This is a genomic window from Nocardia sp. NPDC004711 (assembly GCF_053601595.1).
This window is the reverse complement of sequence record NZ_JBSGCB010000060.1, coordinates 36,372-54,614: the sequence shown is the minus strand read 5'-3', so window position 1 is coordinate 54,614 and position 18,243 is coordinate 36,372. Positions and strand designations below refer to the sequence as shown.

General features: G+C 65.7%; 23 protein-coding genes, 1 tRNA gene and 1 pseudogene. 7 read left to right on the top strand and 18 right to left on the bottom strand.

Annotated features, from left to right (window positions below; genetic code table 11):
* From ACWEKS_RS40245 to ACWEKS_RS40200, 10 genes are all read right to left on the bottom strand, one after another.
* Positions 1-1,229, bottom strand: a 1,229-nt coding sequence (locus ACWEKS_RS40245; RefSeq protein ID WP_452344970.1) for a hypothetical protein, incomplete at its 3' end; no start/stop codon positions are given.
* On the bottom strand, positions 1,226-2,296 hold the full coding sequence (locus ACWEKS_RS40240) for a hypothetical protein (protein ID WP_452344969.1): 1,071 nt from the start codon (positions 2,294-2,296) through the stop codon (positions 1,226-1,228). The genes ACWEKS_RS40240 and ACWEKS_RS40245, both read right to left, overlap by 4 nt.
* Entirely contained in the window at positions 2,293-3,111 is an 819-nt protein-coding gene (locus ACWEKS_RS40235; protein WP_452344968.1) for a hypothetical protein, read from the bottom strand. The genes ACWEKS_RS40240 and ACWEKS_RS40235 overlap by 4 nt, the downstream gene beginning before the upstream one ends.
* A gap of 140 nt (positions 3,112-3,251) precedes the next feature.
* The gene (locus ACWEKS_RS40230; protein ID WP_452344967.1) at positions 3,252-3,647 is read right to left on the bottom strand and encodes a hypothetical protein; all 396 of its coding nucleotides are present in this window, start codon (positions 3,645-3,647) and stop codon (positions 3,252-3,254) included.
* Complete coding sequence (locus ACWEKS_RS40225; RefSeq protein WP_452344966.1) at positions 3,644-4,486, bottom strand: hypothetical protein; 843 nt, start codon at positions 4,484-4,486, stop codon at positions 3,644-3,646. The genes ACWEKS_RS40230 and ACWEKS_RS40225 overlap by 4 nt, the downstream gene beginning before the upstream one ends.
* Positions 4,487-4,489: 3 nt before the next feature.
* Positions 4,490-5,167, bottom strand: coding sequence for a hypothetical protein (locus tag ACWEKS_RS40220; RefSeq protein WP_452344965.1), 678 nt, complete (start codon positions 5,165-5,167; stop codon positions 4,490-4,492).
* Positions 5,164-5,508: a hypothetical protein gene (locus tag ACWEKS_RS40215; RefSeq protein ID WP_452344964.1), complete on the bottom strand. Its 345-nt coding sequence runs from the start codon at positions 5,506-5,508 to the stop codon at positions 5,164-5,166. Before ACWEKS_RS40215 ends, ACWEKS_RS40220 begins: the two co-directional genes overlap by 4 nt.
* The gene (locus tag ACWEKS_RS40210) at positions 5,505-5,798 is read right to left on the bottom strand and encodes a hypothetical protein (protein WP_452344963.1); all 294 of its coding nucleotides are present in this window, start codon (positions 5,796-5,798) and stop codon (positions 5,505-5,507) included. The genes ACWEKS_RS40215 and ACWEKS_RS40210 overlap by 4 nt, the downstream gene beginning before the upstream one ends.
* A complete protein-coding gene (locus tag ACWEKS_RS40205; protein ID WP_452344962.1) occupies positions 5,795-5,953 on the bottom strand; it encodes a hypothetical protein in 159 nt (52 codons plus the stop codon). Before ACWEKS_RS40205 ends, ACWEKS_RS40210 begins: the two co-directional genes overlap by 4 nt.
* 271 nt (positions 5,954-6,224) lie before the next feature.
* Positions 6,225-6,455 (bottom strand): helix-turn-helix domain-containing protein, encoded by a 231-nt coding sequence (locus ACWEKS_RS40200; protein ID WP_452344961.1) that lies wholly within the window; start codon positions 6,453-6,455, stop codon positions 6,225-6,227.
* Between the two features lie 172 nt (positions 6,456-6,627).
* Between ACWEKS_RS40200 and ACWEKS_RS40195 the strand changes: the two genes are divergently transcribed.
* The 3 genes from ACWEKS_RS40195 to ACWEKS_RS40185 are packed head-to-tail and all read left to right on the top strand — an operon-like array spanning position 6,628 to position 8,987.
* The gene (locus tag ACWEKS_RS40195; protein WP_452344960.1) at positions 6,628-7,503 is read left to right on the top strand and encodes a DUF5919 domain-containing protein; all 876 of its coding nucleotides are present in this window, start codon (positions 6,628-6,630) and stop codon (positions 7,501-7,503) included.
* Positions 7,500-8,312 (top strand): inositol monophosphatase family protein, encoded by an 813-nt coding sequence (locus ACWEKS_RS40190; protein ID WP_452344959.1) that lies wholly within the window; start codon positions 7,500-7,502, stop codon positions 8,310-8,312. Before ACWEKS_RS40195 ends, ACWEKS_RS40190 begins: the two co-directional genes overlap by 4 nt.
* Before the next feature lie 45 nt (positions 8,313-8,357).
* Positions 8,358-8,987: an AAA family ATPase gene (locus ACWEKS_RS40185; protein WP_452344958.1), complete on the top strand. Its 630-nt coding sequence runs from the start codon at positions 8,358-8,360 to the stop codon at positions 8,985-8,987.
* A gap of 25 nt (positions 8,988-9,012) precedes the next feature.
* Here the strand turns inward: ACWEKS_RS40185 and ACWEKS_RS40180 are convergent, their stop codons facing one another.
* The 3 genes from ACWEKS_RS40180 to ACWEKS_RS40170 form a co-directional block, all read right to left on the bottom strand.
* Positions 9,013-9,948, bottom strand: coding sequence for a tyrosine-type recombinase/integrase (locus ACWEKS_RS40180; protein ID WP_452344957.1), 936 nt, complete (start codon positions 9,946-9,948; stop codon positions 9,013-9,015).
* Positions 9,949-10,047: 99 nt separating this feature from the next.
* Positions 10,048-10,121 (bottom strand) — tRNA-Ile (locus ACWEKS_RS40175).
* Positions 10,122-10,193: 72 nt separating this feature from the next.
* Positions 10,194-10,571: a DUF4234 domain-containing protein gene (locus tag ACWEKS_RS40170; protein ID WP_452344956.1), complete on the bottom strand. Its 378-nt coding sequence runs from the start codon at positions 10,569-10,571 to the stop codon at positions 10,194-10,196.
* A 132-nt stretch (positions 10,572-10,703) separates the two neighbouring features.
* On the opposite strand from ACWEKS_RS40170, the gene ACWEKS_RS40165 reads away from it, so the two are divergent.
* The 3 genes from ACWEKS_RS40165 to ACWEKS_RS40155 all read left to right on the top strand — a co-directional run bounded on the left by ACWEKS_RS40165 (position 10,704) and on the right by ACWEKS_RS40155 (position 12,920).
* Entirely contained in the window at positions 10,704-11,132 is a 429-nt protein-coding gene (locus tag ACWEKS_RS40165) for a nitroreductase family deazaflavin-dependent oxidoreductase (RefSeq protein WP_452344955.1), read from the top strand.
* 191 nt (positions 11,133-11,323) lie between these two features.
* Complete coding sequence (locus ACWEKS_RS40160) at positions 11,324-12,370, top strand: TerC/Alx family metal homeostasis membrane protein (RefSeq protein ID WP_452344954.1); 1,047 nt, start codon at positions 11,324-11,326, stop codon at positions 12,368-12,370.
* A 64-nt stretch (positions 12,371-12,434) separates the two neighbouring features.
* Positions 12,435-12,920, top strand: coding sequence for a hypothetical protein (locus ACWEKS_RS40155; protein ID WP_452344953.1), 486 nt, complete (start codon positions 12,435-12,437; stop codon positions 12,918-12,920).
* Between the two features lie 457 nt (positions 12,921-13,377).
* Here the strand turns inward: ACWEKS_RS40155 and ACWEKS_RS40150 are convergent.
* Both ACWEKS_RS40150 and ACWEKS_RS40145 read right to left on the bottom strand, forming a co-directional pair.
* Positions 13,378-13,659: pseudogene (locus ACWEKS_RS40150) on the bottom strand (SDR family oxidoreductase); the annotation flags it as partial.
* Positions 13,660-13,704: 45 nt separating this feature from the next.
* Positions 13,705-14,916: a helix-turn-helix domain-containing protein gene (locus ACWEKS_RS40145; protein ID WP_452344952.1), complete on the bottom strand. Its 1,212-nt coding sequence runs from the start codon at positions 14,914-14,916 to the stop codon at positions 13,705-13,707.
* A 384-nt stretch (positions 14,917-15,300) separates the two neighbouring features.
* Here ACWEKS_RS40145 and ACWEKS_RS40140 point away from each other — a divergent pair, with 384 nt between their 5' ends.
* A complete protein-coding gene (locus ACWEKS_RS40140; protein WP_452344951.1) occupies positions 15,301-15,483 on the top strand; it encodes a hypothetical protein in 183 nt (60 codons plus the stop codon).
* A gap of 208 nt (positions 15,484-15,691) precedes the next feature.
* Here ACWEKS_RS40140 and ACWEKS_RS40135 read toward each other — a convergent pair whose 3' ends face one another.
* The 3 genes from ACWEKS_RS40135 to ACWEKS_RS40125 form a co-directional block, all read right to left on the bottom strand.
* Positions 15,692-16,138 (bottom strand): hypothetical protein, encoded by a 447-nt coding sequence (locus tag ACWEKS_RS40135; RefSeq protein ID WP_452344950.1) that lies wholly within the window; start codon positions 16,136-16,138, stop codon positions 15,692-15,694.
* Between the two features lie 225 nt (positions 16,139-16,363).
* On the bottom strand, positions 16,364-16,792 hold the full coding sequence (locus ACWEKS_RS40130; RefSeq protein WP_452344949.1) for a hypothetical protein: 429 nt from the start codon (positions 16,790-16,792) through the stop codon (positions 16,364-16,366).
* A gap of 12 nt (positions 16,793-16,804) precedes the next feature.
* Positions 16,805-18,241, bottom strand: coding sequence for a hypothetical protein (locus ACWEKS_RS40125; protein WP_452344948.1), 1,437 nt, complete (start codon positions 18,239-18,241; stop codon positions 16,805-16,807).
* Positions 18,242-18,243 lie beyond the last annotated feature (2 nt).

Genomic DNA, 18,243 nt, shown 5'->3' with positions numbered 1-18,243 from the left:
CAGATCTCCTTGAGCTTGGTCTCCTGCAACCGCTCCAACAGCTCGATGTGATTGCGCGGCTTACCGACCGGCGCATCCACCACCAGCGACGCGATACGGGTTTGCATGCTCTCGAAATGCTGACCCTCTGCCGTGGTCGCCTCGGCCGACGCGCCCAGCAAGGCACCGATCATGGCCCGCAGATCCCGCGCGGGAGTGTGTTCCCAGATGTCGAGGGTGTCCATCTCGGGGATCACCAGGGCGATGCGCTGCGGATCGACGCCTTGGGCGAGCATCGATTCGCGCAGGCTCAACCCGAGTTCGCGGTCGTCCTCGCCGCCCTTGCACGAGATCATCACCAGCAGCGGACGCGCATGCTTGCCCGCCATCCCCGGCACTCCGGTCCACTTCTGCCAGGCCCTCCACTCGTAGTCGAACAGGGCGGCGGCGTAGCGTTCCATCGCCACGGTCTTGCCGCTGCCGGTCGTGCCGAACATGGCCTGCTGCTTGCGGGCATCGACATGCGCGATGGCCAGCCACGGTTCGTGACGCTTGGACAGCGCCCGCCATACCCCCGGAGCCTTGTGGCTGGTGGTGTCGGCGAGGGTGCCGAGCACGATGTCGTGCCCGCGGTGCAGCGGCGCACCGCTTTTCGCCGCGCGGGCCGCGGCCTGCTGCCGGCGAGCCGTCAGTGAGTCCCGGACGCGTGTGGTGCTGCGCAGCGACTTCAACCCGACGGTCTCGGTCTTGATCAGGAAATGTGCCCACCACAGCGACGCCACCACCATCGTGGACGGCAGTCCGAGGACCAGCATCATCGACAGCCCGCCCAGCTGCCCGTGGGCGAGGTGTTCGGCGCCGCCCCACAACAGGCTCAAAGGTGTCGACCACGACCCTCCCGCCAGCACCGACGTCAACGGCAGCGCCCATGCGGCGGCGGCGAAGTTCCGTAGTCGGTGCGGTTCAACGGGTTTGGTGGCAGCGACGGCCACGATCAGTATGAGCATCGCGGCCAGCACCGCCCCGCACACCAGCGCGGTCTCCGCGGTCTCGCCGGCGTGGGACAGGTCGTGGCCGGACCAGTGGGTGAGCGGGTCGGTCACATCCCGCACGACCCTCGGTGTTCCGGGCGGGGCCTCGGCGGTGATCGGCGGAATGGTCGTCGCTGGCGCGTCTGCCGGGCCCGTTGTGGTGGCGAGGGGGTCGCAGTCGGTGGGGGTGATCAGTGGGGTGCAGTCGGTGGGGCTCATGATGCTTCCTTGGAGATTTCGAAGATGGTGTGGCGCTGGCGTTTTGCCTCGCGCACGGATCGGCGGGCGGCCAGGAATGCCTTCCACTGCTTGTCGAAGTCCTGGATCTGCAGATCCAATGGCAGCGAGGCGAGTTCGGCCGGAAGCCGCCCAGCGGCGGCCTCGACGTTGTTGAGGACCGCAGCGGTCCGGCACAGATAGAGCAGCCCGACCATGGTGTAGGGGTGGGCGTCACGGGCGGCGCGGATCGCGCCCTGCAGCGCGGTGTCCATGTGCGTCTTGTCCTTGACGCTGAGCTCGACCTCCAGCGCCCACCAGCCGTAGTTGCCGCCCACCACACCCAGGAACCGGCCGTCATGTAGATGCGGGCGCCCCGGCAGCGGATCGATGCCGGTGGAGAACTCCAACACCGCTGTGCCGCGCCGCTTCTCAGCCGCGATACGGGCGGCGGTGGTGGCTTCGCGACGCAGGGCGCGTTCGGAGATGAACGCGCGTGGGTCGTTGCCGACCAGCATGATCCGTGCCTGGGCGACCGCGCGGTAGTGCTCGGCGTACATCAGCGGTGGGGACCATGCCGTCGGCCGCCACCCCAGGTAGCGGGCTTCAACCCGCGGTGGCGCGAATACCCATGCGCGCCCGCGTTGCACTTTCTCCAGCTCGCACAACAGGCCTTTGGCGATCAGCTCCCGCACGATCGCGTACGCGCTGGATTCCAGGACGTTGAGGTACTGGGCGAGCACGTCGACCTGCATGCCTCGCATGTCCGTCACCGCGCGCAGCACTTCGGACTGGCGTTCGGTGATCGTCGCGCGCCGCGCCCCCGGTAGGACTCGCCCCAGCGATCCCGCGGGCACACCGAGCTCGGCGGCGATCTCCTTGGCCCGGAAACCACTCGCCCGCAACGCTTGTCCTTCACCGAGGACGGTTTCGACCTGACGCAGGCTGACCCCGAGCAGAGTGCGGATCTGGGTATAGGTCAGCCCGGCATCACGCAGACCGCCGATGATCTGGGGCCGGTAGCGGCGCTCCAACCCCGCATACCGGGTGTTGTTCTCGTTGTGGTTCATCGGGTTCGCTCCAATCCCCTGCCGCGTCCGCGCTGACGGCGGGCCGCGATATCGACGCGCGCCTGGGTGGCGAGTGCGCTCATCGCTTCGACCTCGCTGCGCGAATACGGTTTCCGGGCAGTCGATTCGGCCTCGTCCGCACCTGTGGTGTCGACGTGTCGTGTGGTGCGGTGGTGGGCTCGGTCTCGTTCGACCAGGCGGGTGTTGATTCCGAGTCGGTCGGCGATTTCGTCGTTGGTCAGCCCTTGGCGGACCAGCTCGTCGACGTGTTCGCGGCGTTCCTCCCGCGCGGATGCCGGTGTCCAGCGCGCCTTTTCGGGGCGGCCAGCAGGGTCGTCGATCGCGGTTTCGTCCCACTCCATCGGCAGCGGCCACCCGCGCCGTTTGCCCAACGCGCGCGCCTGAGCCGACGGGCCAGGCACCAGCTGCAAACGGTCGAACAATTCCTTGACCGCCCGCTCCCGACCGGCGGCGATGTCATGGGTGACGCGACCGTCCTTGTCGGCACGGTTGCCCATCAACGACCGGATGGTGCGGCTCCGCTCCCCGACACCCAGCTCACGCGCCAGCTGTGCCGCCGGATACCCCGAGGCCACCAAGGCTTGGAACCGGCGCCGCGCCCCCAGGATCGGCACCAGCGCGGTATCCGTGGTCACCTCAGAAGGACGCTCGGGCACCTCGACCGCCAGCACGGCCTGTTCCAGCCAGGCCGCGACCTGCTTGTCCGGGCCGGCGGCCAGGATCTGAGTCAGGGCAGGCTGGCTGATCCCGGCCAGCTTCGCCAACTGGTTCGGTCGCACACCAGCCGCGCGCATCGCCTCCACATGCGCCCGCACCGCATCAGCCGCAACCCTCGGATTCCAACGCCCGTAAGCGATCTCGCGGCTGCGGAACGCGGCATAGTGCCTCGCGCACAACCCACGGCCCTGAGCCTCACCGGTCCCGCAACCGCAACTCACCGCGACCGCCTCCGATCACGCTCAACCGGCTCAGCAGATTGGCGGCGCACCGCCAGATCCGTACGGGCCTTCACGATCAACGCACGCATCTCCGGGTCGCTCGCGTAGACCCGTTCGACCGCGGCACGAGACTCGATGACCGACTCACTGCCCCACCGCGCCTCGTGATACGCGTCCCCGGCGGCGAGCAACTCGGCCAGGACGGGCTTATTAACCGCCTGCCAGTGGTCGCGTTTGGCATCCTCGGCGGCACAGTCCCGGTAGCCCTTCCGCTGCGCCGTGTCGCAGGCGGCGTTGACGATGTCGGACAGAACGGCGGTCACCGTGTCGAGACGGTCGCGTTCGGCGCGCAGAGCGGCGAGTTCTGCCGATTCCCTTCGCTGCGTCGTCATCTCGGCTCCGGGAAGTTCTCGGAGGTGAATCCACCCTTGGGGCGCTGCAGCTTGGTGACCGCGCGCCCGCGCCGCCACAGGTTCCATGCGGTGACGATCAGCCCGATCTGGTCGCGGTCGCTGACACGCAGCCGGTTGACGCGGATGGAATCGAGGCGATCGCGCAGCGCCAGGATCGGGGAATCGGCCGCCAAGCCGGCACCGCTGTCCCACAGCCGCACGAACTCCGCCGCCGCGGCCGCATCGATCTCCGACAGCCGCATCGCGACCGCACACGCCACCGCCGGACGGGCCTTCAAACGTTTGGCGACCACGGTGAACCGGTCAGCGATGGTCACCAGTTCCGGGTAGGCGGTAGCGAATTCGACCACCCGCGTGGTGGACACACCGGCGCCGCGCACGATGTCACCGAAGAGGTTGCCCTCCATCCACACCATGTAGACGCGCAACGCGGCGGCGACCATCGAGGTGTTGTGACTGGTGATCCCGGTGATGGAAAGCTGGTCACTGGGGGTGCGTTTGGCGCCCTGGTCCATGGTGACCTGGGTGTCCGGGGACAGGCCGCGCACGATCAGCATCGGGAACCGCATGCCGGTGGTACGGGCGACGGCCTGCAGGCGGTGCTGCCCATCCAGGAGTTCCCCGTCGGGACCGAACTTGATCGCTTCACCGTTGAAACGCCAACGGCCCGAGACCATATCGTCGTAGTACTGCTGCACCCGCGCCTGCCGGATCGGCCGGTTATTCGGGTTACGTTCGAGCCAACGCCGCGCCAGAGCGCTGTCGACATCCATGACCTGGCTGGTCACGGGAGTGTGATCGGGGTCGACCAGATGCATGGGTTATCCCTCCTCGGGACGGACAGAGAAATCGGAGAGCCGGTCGATCACCTGGTTCAGGGCATCGCGAGCACGCAGCAGATCAGCCAGGAACCGGTGCGAGAGCTGCCCGGCGTGCCGATCGAAACGGTCATCACCGATCAGCCGGACCAGCGTGTTCGTCTTGGTCAGCAGCTCCCCGCGGGCGGTGTCGAACGAATCGGTGATCGGACGCCGCCGACGCTGCGCCACCGCCGGCTCGTCGTTCTCGGCGTGGCCCATGCCGGTGTCGCCATCGGTAATCGACTCGCGTTCAATGGGTTTCGGCTGATAGGTCCGGCCGTCCAAACCGACCACCGAGTCAGGTGATTCATTTGAATCACTCGACGACAGCTCTCGAGACACCGTCGGCTGGCTCAAACCGGTCGCGGCGGCGATGGCGCGGGTGCTCATGCCGATGTCGCGCAGGGAAGCCACGACCTCGGCGCGGTCCTCCCGCGGGATACGCAACTGCGCGCCATCGAACTCGGCGGCACAGTAGGCGTCCCAGCTGTCGTAGCCGAGCACCGTCCACACACGGCCGGTGTAGGCGTGCCGTACCAGCTCCCAGACCTGCGCAACCCGGGCACGGATGTTGTCGGTGAGCTCGCGCGCGGCCTCCTCGGTCAGCGGCTGCTGCTCGGTCGTGGTCTCGATGCTCATCGTGACCGCCTCCGATCCAGCGCCACGGATACCTGTGCGGCAGTGGAATCCAGCTCCCGCATCCACGGCCGCACGCTCACCTGCGGTGTGACAGCACGGGCCTCACGGTCGACGGATGTGGGGTGCTGGGCGCGGCCCTGGCCGACACGGTCCATCACCGCCGCCGGTGTCAACCGCTCGTGCGGGGCCGACAACGAGTGCAGCTGCTCCCGGTCCAAAGCGTCGTCCAGCGCGGTCGACAGCTCGGCGACGCGGGCATTCCGCTCAGCAAGGGTCCGGCGCAGACGTTCGTTCTCGGCCTCCAGCACCGCTTTCGGCCCGAACAACGCAGTCCAGTTCATCGCGACACCCCCGGCGGAGCCGGCGCGATCGTGGAAGCGCGCACACAGTCGATGCGCGAAACCTCGTCCGCGCGGCACACATTCGGCGAAACCTCCCGCGTGCTGCCCTCACCGAGCATCACCCCGACCACCACGCCGGCGCCGAACACCACAGCGACCCCGGCGAACACCAGCCGCCACCGCAACGACGCCACGTACGCATCCGGATCGATCAAGCCAGCGGGGTCATACTCGCGACCCAACAGCGCCGACATCCCGGACTGGTCGCGGGCGAAATCCAGAGGATTCATCGCCGCCACCCCCGCCGCGACGACCGCACGAACCAGCGCAACCCGAACACGATCACGCCCGCACCGATCAGCACACTCGCCACGAATTGCGGCGCACTCAGCAGCGCGACACCCAGGACGACCAGAGCGAACAGGAAGACGTTGAACCGGGTCATCACGCCTCACCGCCGTTGTGCTCGTTTCGGCACTTGCGGCGGCGGGCTTGCGCAGATTTCAGGGCCAACCTGGTGAAATGGGCCTTTCGCGCGTGCTCGGCTCGCACGGCGCGTTCTTCCGGGGTCAAAACACCGTCCGGATCGACCTGGCGCTCGAATGTGCTCGCCATCGCGGCGCGAGCCTTCGCGGTTCGCGCAGCCCTATCTACAGTCCGCGCCCACGACGCATGAGCAGCGATCCGAGCCTGAAGAACTCGGTCGTTTGGGGCGTTCATGCCGCACCCCCAGCTGGGGGCAGAACGACCGGCTTGGCAAGGGCGAGTACCTCTTCACGGTCGACCCGCCAGAACCTGTCCTTCACTCGGAAACCTTGCAAATCACCGTCTTTGATCCAATTCATGATCGTCTTCGGATCAACGTCGACCAGCGCGCCAGCCGTCTTAAGGCTGATCAAGTTCTGCGCTTTCGGTGGGTCGAAGTTGAAGCGGTCGGAGGTTGTCATCGGCGTCACTCCTTTGGCGGAAACTGGCGGAAATGCCATGCACCTCAGGGTGTTTCGCCGACATGTCTCCTCTCGCCGCCTGGACAGGCTCTTCTTCAGCGCGGATGTCCCGGAAGGTATCTTCTATGTCTCTTCTGCGTGCTAAAGTTGTTGCAAACTACGGTTTTTCGACGTGAAGCGGGGCGACATGGGGACCGTATTGAAGGCGCTCCTCCAGCAGCGACACCTACAGACCGTTACCTCGTTCAGCCGCGAGTACGACCGGATCGCAAGCAAGTTGGACCCCGACCTGGTCGGGCACGGACCTAAGAAGGCGCAGTTCTACCGCTGGCTTTCCGGCGATCTTGCTAGCCTTCCCTATCCTGATCATTGCCGGATACTTCAGAAGATGTTCCCTGATTGGTCTATTGCGGAACTATTTGAAGAGTTTTCCGGTTCAATCGACGACTTGTCCCGCAAGCCGCAACAGTCGGCATCCACCCTGAATAAAGCTTGTACACACGAAGTCGCCGATATCGAATCGGTCTTTCCAACCCGGATTGAATTCCTGAAAGCTCTTCCGCCACAAGAACTATTCAAGGACGCGCGTCAGATCGACATCGCAGGCCTGTCGCTTAACATACTGTGCCAGCAGTATTCGGACACCGATATCGTTCGCCTACTCGACGGCGGGACACGGATACGATGCCTCTTCCTAGACCCGACAGGAGAACACATCCGCAACCGCGAAATAGAGGAGGGACATCCTCCGGGACTGTTGTCCAGCTTGACAGATCTCAATATCAGAACGCTTGATAGGATTCGAAATCTAGTAGCTCGCGACAGCGTAGGCGGGTTGGAAATTCACGTCTACGATGAGCCCATTCGATTCAATATCACGATCATAGATTCACAGATCTGCGTGATGCAGCCCTACCTACCGAAGGCGCGGGGTGTTGAGTCTCCGACGTTCGTTGCGCGCAAGTCCGATCGATCCGGCATCTTCACCACGTTCACGAGTATCTTTGAGATCATGTGGACATCAAGCCAGGAACGAGTAGCTGGGTGACGGACTACCACGAGCTGCTGGGTATCGCCCGTGCGGCAGTAGCCGAAGGGTGCAAGATCCTCTCGACGTCGCGCCCTGGATCCGTACACGCCAAAGGTGACAGAGATTTCGTCACCGATCTCGACGTGCGTATCCAGGAGGCAATCCGAGACCTATTGGCCGACGCTACCCCGGAGATTGGCTTCCTAGGCGAAGAGAACGCAAGCAACTCAGCGGAACTCGACAACACCGAGTACAGATGGATTTTGGATCCCATCGATGGCACATCGAATTTCATACATGAAGTACCGCTATGCGCAGTATCTCTCGGCCTTGTTCTCCACAATGACGCCGTTCTCGGCGTAATCGGTGCACCGTTCTTGAACCTGGAATACTATGCTGCGGTAGGCCATGGGGCGTTCGCGAACGATCAACGCATCACTGCGAGTAGTTCGAACTCTCTCGCGGCCTCCATGATCTCGATTGGCGATTATGCCGTCGGCCTCGACGCTCAGCGCAAAAATCATGCCAGGCTTGCCCTTACGACGATGCTTGCAAGCCGGGTCGAGCGCATACGAATGCTCGGATCCGCAGCTCTCGATCTCGCATGGGTCGCGGAAGGCCGGACGGATGCCTGTGTCCTGCTGACGAACAAGCCCTGGGATATGGCCGCGGGCGTCGTCATTGCAAAGGAAAGTGGTGCTGTCGTAACCGATTCTGACGGTTCCCCTCACAATCTAATGTCGGCCCACACGCTGGCCGCTGCACCCCTCATAGCCGACGAGTTCCTTGACCTGGTCGCCCAGAGCCTCGCCGCCCGCACGCCGTAGAGAGTTTGAGAGACTGGGCCGAGAGCACAGACGACACTAGGAGCCATGATGCGGCCGGCGCGGAGCACTGTAGATCAACTACCGCCCCAGACTCTTCCACCGAACGTCGTACGCACTCTTCAGAAGATTGCCGCTGAAACAACTGTCGGCGTCACTGTCATTTGCGGGTTTCCCGCGTCTGGTAAATCCACTGTGGCCCAGTATCTTTCAAAGCTGACAGAGGCGATACTCCTGGACAAGGATGCGTTCGCTCCGGATCTTGAAGAAGCTATTATGGCCGAACTCACTGGAGATCCGTACGACAGAGACAGCGCATCCTACGCGACTGTAGTTGGCCCCAACATCTACAAGGCGCTCGTCAGCTGCTCGCTGAACGTCGGCGCCCGCCTGCCTGTCATTGTCGACGCTCCCTTCATCGGTCACGTCCGCTCCGCTGCTCTCGACAGTCAGTCACTTGCAGATCTCATTCGAGCCAAGGTCGCTGCGCCGACTCCCCCGATTCGTACCATCTGGGTATCCAGCCACTCGGAGTCAATCCGCCAGCGTATGGTTCGCCGCGGCGCCGAACGTGACCGTCCCAAACTCGCCGACTGGGAAGCGTACCGGTCCGAAGTACTTGAGTCCGGCGTCGACGAGTGCGCCGCTGCCGTAGTCGATTACCTCCTGGAGAATTAGCCCCTGTCCCCCGGCCCGCCCACTCCTAGAGCTTGTCCCCAAGTCGGGCACGGCGGTGAGCAGCTTTGGCACGCTCATCCGCAACCGATTTACCGTAGCGATCGAGCATCTGGCGGGAACGCCACCCCGCGAGCATCATCAGGTCCTGCTCTTGGCCTCCGTTGGCAAGCCATGTGTGGGCGAACCAGTGGCGAAACAGGTGTGGGTGGACGTGGTCGATCCCGGCTGCGGCGGCTCGGCGTTCGAGCATCTGCCGGATGCCGTGATCGGTCATACGCCCGAGGTTTCCTAGCCAGACGGCGGCTTCGTTGGTCTTTGCCTTCGGATGTTTGGCGCGGGCTCGTAGGTACTTGCGGAGGGCTGTTCGTGTCTTGTCGCCGAACGGGACTACCCGCGGCCGCCGGCCCTTGCCGACGACGAGTGCGGTGTTTTCGGCGAAGTCGAGATCATCGATGTTGAGGCCTGCGACTTCGCCTGCCCGACAGCCTGTGTCGGCGAACAACCGGATGATGGCGGTATCGCGCAGGTCGTTGAAGTCGGTGCCGGCGCACTCGGCTAGCAGGGCACGCAGTGCGTCATCGGCTGGAACCGGAACAAGTTGTTCTGGCGCATCCGGCAGTGTCATCTTGGCGAACGGGTCGACGTCGATGATCTCCTCGGCGGCAAGGTACTTGAAGAACTGCTGGAGGGCGCGGTAGTGGCTGCGGGCGTACTCCGCGGAAAGTGGCTTGCCGGTGCGCTTGTTCGGTCGGGTCAGCAGCGACTCGATGAAGGCGCCGATATGGTCGCGAGTGACCTCCGGCGCGAGGGTCGGAAGGTCGTTCTCGTCGAGGAACTCGATGAAGTAGTCGATCCGGACCAGATAGCCATCGATCGTGTTCTTGCTGCGGTTCCTTCGCCGCAGTTCCGTGGCGAAGTCGTCCTTCAATTCCCGGAGATTGTCCAGTTCTAGCGCCCCCATGCGAGCCGATTCTACGCGCAGAATACAAGGCTGGAGGTGCTTTGTACTGGAACGGCTCGGCAGAACCAGGCGGAGTATCCGCAGGTGAAAGCGGGTTTGTGGGGCGGGCGGGGCTCGAACCCGCGACCAATGGATTATGAGTCCACGGCTCTAACCGACTGAGCTACCGCCCCCGACCGCTTGAGATCACTGCGGGCTCCGCGAGATGCTACCGCCTCGGGAGGGTCGATGCCCAGTTGGACTCGCTATGCGGCGTAGCGGTCGGCGATCTTGTTGAGTTCGAGCTGGTAGTAGAGGATGCCGAGGCCGAGGATCAGGTTCAGGACGAAGCCGAGGATGGGGTTGCAGGTGCCTTCGAGGCCGGCGGCTTCCTGGGATTGGCGGATTCGGGTGCCGGTGCGCCAGAAGCTGATGATGGCAGCGATGCCGGTCCAGGAGAGGAAGAGCATGACCAGGAGGGGGCCCGCGACCGGGGCCTCGGGGTCGCGGCGGAGTTCGGCCATCTCCTTGTGGATCTTGTAGTACCAGACGAAGAAGTAGATGCCGAGGGTGATGAGGGGCCAGACCAGCCACACCAGCACCGGGTTGCGGGGCTTGATCGGCGTGGCGAGAGCGGTGGTCATGCGATGAATCCTTTTGTCGTCGTGCAGTTTTCGTAATCCGGGGCGAACCGGCCCGAGAAACGTATCCACAAGATCGTGACCGGATCGTGAAGCGTTAGTCTGGGGCAGTCCACGACCGCAGGGAGGATCACGATGGCGAGTCTGTTCGCGAACGTGCTGAAGGCACATCAGTGGATTTACGAGAACAGCAACGGCCGGGTCGGGCACAAGCTGCTGTTCGGGAACCCGACGCTGCTGCTGCGCACGGTCGGCCGCAAGACCGGCCAGGAGCGCACCAATGCGCTCACCTACGCGCAGGACGGCAAGGACTACCTGGTCACCGCGTCCAATGGCGGCTCGCCCAGGCCGCCGGGCTGGCTGGCCAATGTGAAGGCCAAGGCGGACTGTGACATTCAGATCGGCACCAAGCGGATTCCGGTCACCGCACAGGCCACCTATCCGGACGATCCGGAGTACGCGCGCCGCTTCCAGCTCGTCGACAAGGTGAACCAGGGCCGCTACACCCAGTACCAGACGATGACCTCGCGTCCGATCGCCGTGGTGGTGCTCACACCGCGCTGACACCAGCGCCGGGTGGACCTCGCGGGTAAGGGTCGACTATCCTTCCTGACCTGAGGGGAGTACTTCCCAAGAATCACTCCGGTCAGTACGGGCCGCGCCGACGCGTCCCCCGGATGGTTGCCTGCGTTTGTGGCATTCGACGACGCAGGTGAAGGAGACCTCGGCTGGTTTACCCTGCCCGAGGAGGTCCCATGAGTCCTACCCTGTCCGTTCTCGCGAGTTCCACCACCATCAACAGCGTCGGGACGCCCTGGCTGTGGGGCGGGACGATCGCCGCGGTGCTGGCGCTGCTGATCGTCGACTTCGCGCTCACCCGCCGCCCGCATGAGGTGTCCATGCGCGAGGCCATCGCCTGGACCGTCTTCTACATCACCCTGCCCATCGCCTTCGGCGTGTTCCTGTGGTTCAACAACGGCGGTACCCCGGCCGTGGAATTCTTCACCGGCTACCTGCTGGAGAAGTCGCTGTCGGTGGACAACCTGTTCATCTTCATGCTGCTGCTGTCCGCCTTCGCGGTCCCGGCGGCGCTGGCGCAGCGGGTGCTGCTGTACGGCATCGCGGGCGCGCTGGTGCTGCGCGGCATCTTCATCGCGCTCGGTGCGGCCGCCCTGGCCACCCTGGACTGGGCGTTCCTGCTGTTCGGCATGATCCTGCTGGTGACCGCGGTGAAGTTGCTGGCCGACGCGGCCGGCGGGCACGAGCAGGAACTCGATGTCACCACCATGAAGTCGGTGCGCCTGCTGCGCCGCATCTGGCCGGTCACCGACGACTACCGCGGCACCAAGATGGTCGTTCGCGAGGCCGACCTGGCCCAGCCGGGCAGGTTCCGCCGGGCCCTCACCCCGCTGGCGCTGGTGGTCGGCGCCGTCATGGCCACCGATATCGTCTTCGCCGTCGACTCGGTGCCCGCGGTGTACGGCGTCACCGGCGACCCGTTCCTGGTGTTCGCCACCAACGCCTTCGCGCTACTCGGTTTGCGCGCACTGTATTTCGTCCTGCACGCCGCGCTCTCCCGCCTGGTGCACCTGGCCTACGGCCTGGCCGCCATCCTCGCCTTCATCGGCGTGAAGCTGGTCCTGCACTGGGCGCACGGCATCTGGAGCGGTGTCCCCCAGATCCCCACGGCCGCCTCGCTACTGGTGATCGTGGCGGTGCTCGCGACGGTCACCTTCACCAGCCTCCGCTCTACCCGCGGCGACAAGGGACACGCTGAGGAGACCGCGGTCGACATGCAGTGAGCCGTGCGGCAGGGACGGCGAATATCGCTCGCGAACCGCGCCGATATCGACGTAGCGTGAAACCATGCTGCTGCACCGTTCCCGGCCGCCTCGGCTCGAGCAGGTCAATCGCGCCGTGGATGCGCTGGAACTTCCGGAGGCGGTGTTCAAGACCTGTCCGTGGCAGCCGCGCGAGCTGGTGGAAACCGGGCTGCGGCAATGGTTGCGCTGCTGCGGAGCGGCGATGCGTGACGATCGGGTGATCGGCATGCCCTCGCATGCGGTGGACGAGGCTTGGCACGGGCTCATCCTGTGCACGAAGCGGTACGCGCGGTTGTGCGACAGCGCGTATGGCCGGTTTCTGCATCACTTCCCCGACGGCGAGGGCACCGGTTCGGGCGACCCGATGGCGGAGCAGTTGGGGCGCACGGTGGTCGCCTGGTCGTTCGTGGCGCTACCGGGCGAGCAATGCGTGCTGTGGGACCTGGATACCGTTGTGGGAGTGGACCATCCGTGGGGCATCCCATCGGAGCGGGTCCACTCCATCGAAGCGGCGCTGGGAGCGGGCTAGCCACCGCCGCCGCCGCAACCTCCGCCTCCTCCCCCGCCGCCGCAACCTCCTCCCCCGCCGCCGCAACCTCCGCCACCACAGCCACTGCCACCACCGCAACCACTGTGCCCGCCACCGCACCCATGGCCGTGGCCACCGCCCCCATCGGCCCATCCGCCGCCGCCACCGGTCGAGGTGCCGCTCCCCGCGCTCCCGACCGAGCCATGTCCCCAACTCGTGCGGCGACTTCCGGTGGGACGAACGGAAGCCTTCCGGATGTTGACGCTCGCCGCGACGATCAGGGCGACAAAGATGACGCCACAGATGATTCCGAAAATCATGGTCGGAGGCCTCCCCTGCTCACGGCCGCTCTGACAGACCGTCAAAGCCGAAAGTTACTCGGGGAGAATCCGCACGACAGTCCCATCTTCTGGGGGGACCCATCCTCGGTGTGAGCCCCCGTCGTCGTGGGTACTCGCTACGTCAGCTTCACCCGCGCCGCGAAGAAGCGGGCGACGGCCGGGGCGAAGCGGTTGAAGCGGTACTGGAGCCAGGCCTCGGGGGTGACCGGGACGACGTCGCGGCCCTGCTCGACGGCCTTGACGATCTGCGCGGCGACCTTCTCCGGGCCGTAGCGGCGGGCGGCGTAGAGCTTGTCGTAGCGCTGCTGCTTGGCGGCCTCCTCCTCGGCGGAGACACCCGAGAAGCGGGTGGTGGCAACGATATTGGTGTGCACGATGCCGGGGCAGAGGGTCGACAGTGCACCAATTGTAATATTTCCGGTGCTGCCGCTGGCTGGCGGACGTTAGACGGGCACGACGCCTATACGCTGCGCGAGTTTGCCGAGGTCACCGGTCGTGAGTTCCCGTTTCGCGGTCCGCATCATGTGGCCGACCAGCTCACGGACGGGCGGCATGGTGCGCACGTGCTGGGGCGCAGCGTGTTCGGCCCGCAGCAAGGCATACAGCGAGTCGCGGTAGTCCTTGCGCATGGCATGTGCCCGGCCGATCTCCACGAAGTACTGGGCCTTGCGCCCTTCGTTGGGCAAGTCGACTGGCCGCAGTGTCGGCGCGAGCGCGAGCACTTCGCCCGGCTCCCGGCGCTCCATCGCCGCCGACATACGCCACAGCGCCACATTCGCCGGGCCGAAGGATTCATTGCGCGCCGTGGAGGTCGCGACCGTGGCGCTGCTCAATCGGCCCGCCTGCTCCGCCGCCTCGGCCAGGTGCGGTTCCGGGTCGCCGCCCATCGTGGCCGCCACGATCGAACCCTGTAAGTGCAGCATCCCGTACGTCTCGATCTCGCCGACCGTGCGCACCTCGGCGGCGATCCGCTCGGCCGTCCCGGTCGTGGTGGCGAGCGCGGCCGGTAGCGCGCCGGGGCGGGACAACAGGATCTGACCCCGTATGAACGCCGCGGCGGCGATGGGGGCCGCCGACCCCGCGTGCTCTGCCGCCCGCTGGACCTCCTGCGCTGCCGTCCAGGCGAGGGCGTGATAGCCGCGTGCCCGCAGCGCCGACGCGACGCCGTAGGCCACCGTGCCCAGCACGTCCCAGGCCCGCTCGGCGTCGTCGGCATCGCGGACGTGGCGGTAGGCGTCGGTCAGCATCGGCCCGAGCATCGGCCCGAGCGTGGCGTAATCACAGTCGTGGCGCAGCTTGGTAGCGCGGCGCGCGTCCGCCGCCAACTGGTCAAGGGTGCGCGGCGGCCGGGTGTCGGTGACGTTGCCCTGAGCCCACAGGACCGTCTCCAGATCCGGCACGGCTGTGTGGAATCCGGCGGTGGACGGGTCCAGCTTGTCGTGTTCGTGCCCGGTTAGATCTCCCAGGGTCACACCCAGCGCCTCGGCCAGGGCCAGCAGGGTGCGCCGGGAATCCACTGGGCGCTCACCGGATTCGTACTTGGCGATCGCACCGCGTGAGAGTCCGGTCCGGTCGGCCAGCACTTGTTGCGTGATGCCGCGCCGCTTCCGGATCTCCTTGACCCGCTGCCCGATGAACTGGTCTTCGCCGGTCATGTGCTGCTCCCTCCGATGCGCGCTGACAAACCACAGGTTACGTGTGTTGGCCGGGGCATGTCCCGTGGTGGGACAAACCCATGCGCCCCGGGTGGGACCGTCCAAGGACCATCCGGTCCGGGGACCTCACACCCCTGCCGGACTGGGTGGTCCTACTGCCGGGGGTGTGAATCGGAGGGCCGTGTCATGACGCAGCCGATACCCGGATTCGACCAGGCCGATCTATTCGCGATCCAGGCGGAACAGCTCGCAACCGACCTGGCGGAGCTGGAGGCGCTGGGATTCATCGGGGGCGAGGACTGGTGACAATGCCAATTGGCCTGCTCATCGCTGCACTCATCGCGATAATCATTGGCGCTGTTTGTCTTCCACGGAGGTGAGGACATGCCGAACATCCACGCAGCCAAGACCAACCAGTGGGTCGACGACTGGTGCGACCGTTGGCGAATCGATGAGCTGGACCAGAAGCGCGCCGAGGGGATCATGAAGATTCACGCCACGTGCACGCCGCCTTGCCCGAGAGTGCTTGCCGCGCGCCGGTACCTGGAGCGGTACGGGCACATCTGACAACTCCCGCATTGCCCCACAGGAAGGCCCTCGGGCCGGTGTAAGTTGATTCGCGTAGCTGGATCCATCGCGGTGAGGTCCGGAAGTAAGCCTCGGGAGTTCCTGCCGGATGACAGGGCCCGGGGCTTGCGCCAGGTATGAACGCAAAGCGGCCGCCCCCGGTAGCGACGGGGGCGGCCGCTTGTTCTGTATCGCGGCGGTGCCGTCTTCAGTACCCGTGCTTCTTGTTCCAGTCCATCACGTACATGGCGTAGAGGATGTTCCCGATCCCCATGGTGAACCAGAACAGCCAGAAGTGGACCCAGAAGGATTGGGTCTTGCGGCGGCCGTGCCCGTAGCCGCCAGCGAACGCCGCAGCCGAGGCGTTCGCGACGTTGTTGATCACGATCGGCGGCATCCCGGGCTGGGGCGGGTAGCCCTGCTGCTGCGGGTAGCCACCCTGCTGCGGGAATCCTGGTCTGGTCTGCTGATACCCGGGCGCGGGCTGCGGTGGGTATCCGGGCTGGGGTGCATGCCCTTGCGGCGGTGCGTATCCAGACTGTTGGCCGTATACGGGCCGCGGCTGATAGGCCGGCGCGGGTTGCTGAGTCGTGGTGCGATCCGGCCGCGCATGGCTCGAATCCTGCTGCCCTGGCTTACCGTACGGGTCTGACATCTGCGGTGCTGTTCCCTTCGATCCTCTGCCTGGAAGACACCAGGAACGCTGACGTAACCAGGTTGCTCAGAGTGCGCAAAGGCCAGCCGCTGCCAGATTTGTGACCTTCTGTGCCAGAGCGCGCAGGCTTCTCAAACACGAAATCGCCCCCAGCCGCGTCGACTGAGGGCGATTTGCTGCGGCCATGCCACGCGGTCACAGATCGTGACCGATCCAGCTGGCGATCTAGGCTGCGATGAACTGCAGGTAGGTCCCGACATCGCCGATGGCGACGGTGCCGAAGTTGTTGGAGACGCGCATGTCGAGCAGATCGCCTTGTGCGACGACTATTCCCGTGATGTCGAGGTTGATCGTGGACACCGTGTTCGATGACGCCGACTTGATCATCGAGGAATTGTTCTTGTAGATGTAGCCGGTCACTGTTCCGCCGAGTGAATTGGCTGTGACCACCATCCGCGCGGTGATGTCGATGATGCCCGCACGATCAACAACGAGCTGATCGCCCACGAGGTTGGTGCCGGAGAACGCGGGGTCAGGTGTCCACACCGGCAGCAAGGTCGGTGACGAGCTGGTCGGACCGTAGGCGCCGGACTTGTTCATCCGCTGCGACGCCGGCCGCGACGCTAAACCGGCGCCCACCACGATGATTGACATGTCTGCCGCCCCTCACGCAGTGCCGAGCAGGTCGGCGATCAAGCCCTTGCCGGGCGTGGTGCCGACACCGGTGATACCGACGGTGAGAATGTCGCCCGCCGCGTAGGCGAATGCGCCCGTGGCGGTTCCGCCGGCCACTTGATTCGCCGCGGCCACCGTGATGGCGCTTCCCGTGACCGCGGCCCCGTTCTTGCGGAGCTCGGCCACGAGGTTGCCCGAGTTGTCAGCTCCCCCGGCGCGGATAGTCCACGAGGTGAATGTGACCGCCCTCTGGAGCTTGACGCCGAATGTGAAATCGCCTGTGCCGACCGCGCGGGCGGTGTCCTTGCCGCACACGACGATCGACAGGTCATACGGCGAGGTGCCGGTCGCCGGTGTGCGCGGGTTCGTCAGCCGGGCGTCGTTTCCCTCGCACGCGGTGCCCGCGCCAGTTCCGATGACGAGGCTCGAGGTGCCGGCACCGATCGCCGAGCGGGCGGCGGTGCCGTTCGCCGCGGTGAGTACCGCGCGGCCGGTCGCCGTCGAATCGCTGATATCGGCCGTCGCGTGCGTGTGCACGAGCGCCGCCTTGCCCGCCAGGCCCGGCACGGTGGGCGCGCCCGCGGATCCGGCGAGGTCTCCGGCGAGCTGGATGATTCCCTTCGCGCCCGTGGTCGCGTCTGGAGCCGGGGGTCCGGTCGGGCCGGGCGGGAGCACGAGGTCGAGGGTCCAGTCGGGCGGGCCGCCGTGGACGGCCGCGCTCGCCGGGCCCTCGGATACCGCGCCGATGGCAAGGGTGAACGAATCGACTGCTGCCTGCGCCGCACTGGCGGCCGTCGATGCTCCACTCGCGCTGGCGGCGGCCGCCGACGCTGCGGCCGACGCCGCAGTGAGGGCGGGCACGGTGACCGGGTCGAGGTCCTGGCCGTTGTCGAGCTCGAAAACGAGTGCGTCGCTGACGAGGCGCACGCCGATCACGCTCAGCCCGCGCACGACGGCCTCGCCATTGGACGCGGGGACCGGTGAGACGAGGGTCAGGTCGACCAGGCCGGTCGAGTCCACGTCGGGATCCTCGGGGTCCGGGCCGGGGGTGTAGGGCGGGACCATGAACGCATACGAGTCCATCGGGACACGGTTGCCCTCATAGGTCAGGTTGAACGACACCTTCCACGTCCACCCGGTCGGGTTGGTGTCCCCATTGGGCGCGACGAGCCGGATTCCGCGCTGGCCACGCCAGGTCAGGTAGCCGAACTCATCGAGCGAGGCAACGTAGTAGTCCGGGAGCTGGACATAGGTCGCCGGATCCGGCTCGGCCTCTGCGACAAGCACTTTGGGCGCGCCCGCGGTGAAAGTGAGAGTGCCCGCCAGTGGCACGAATTCGGGCAGATCATTGATGTCGGGTCCGTCGGCGATGTTGGCCAGGAAGCGCCCGACGACCTTTCCGTATGCCAGTGGGGCTAGCTCCGCCACGG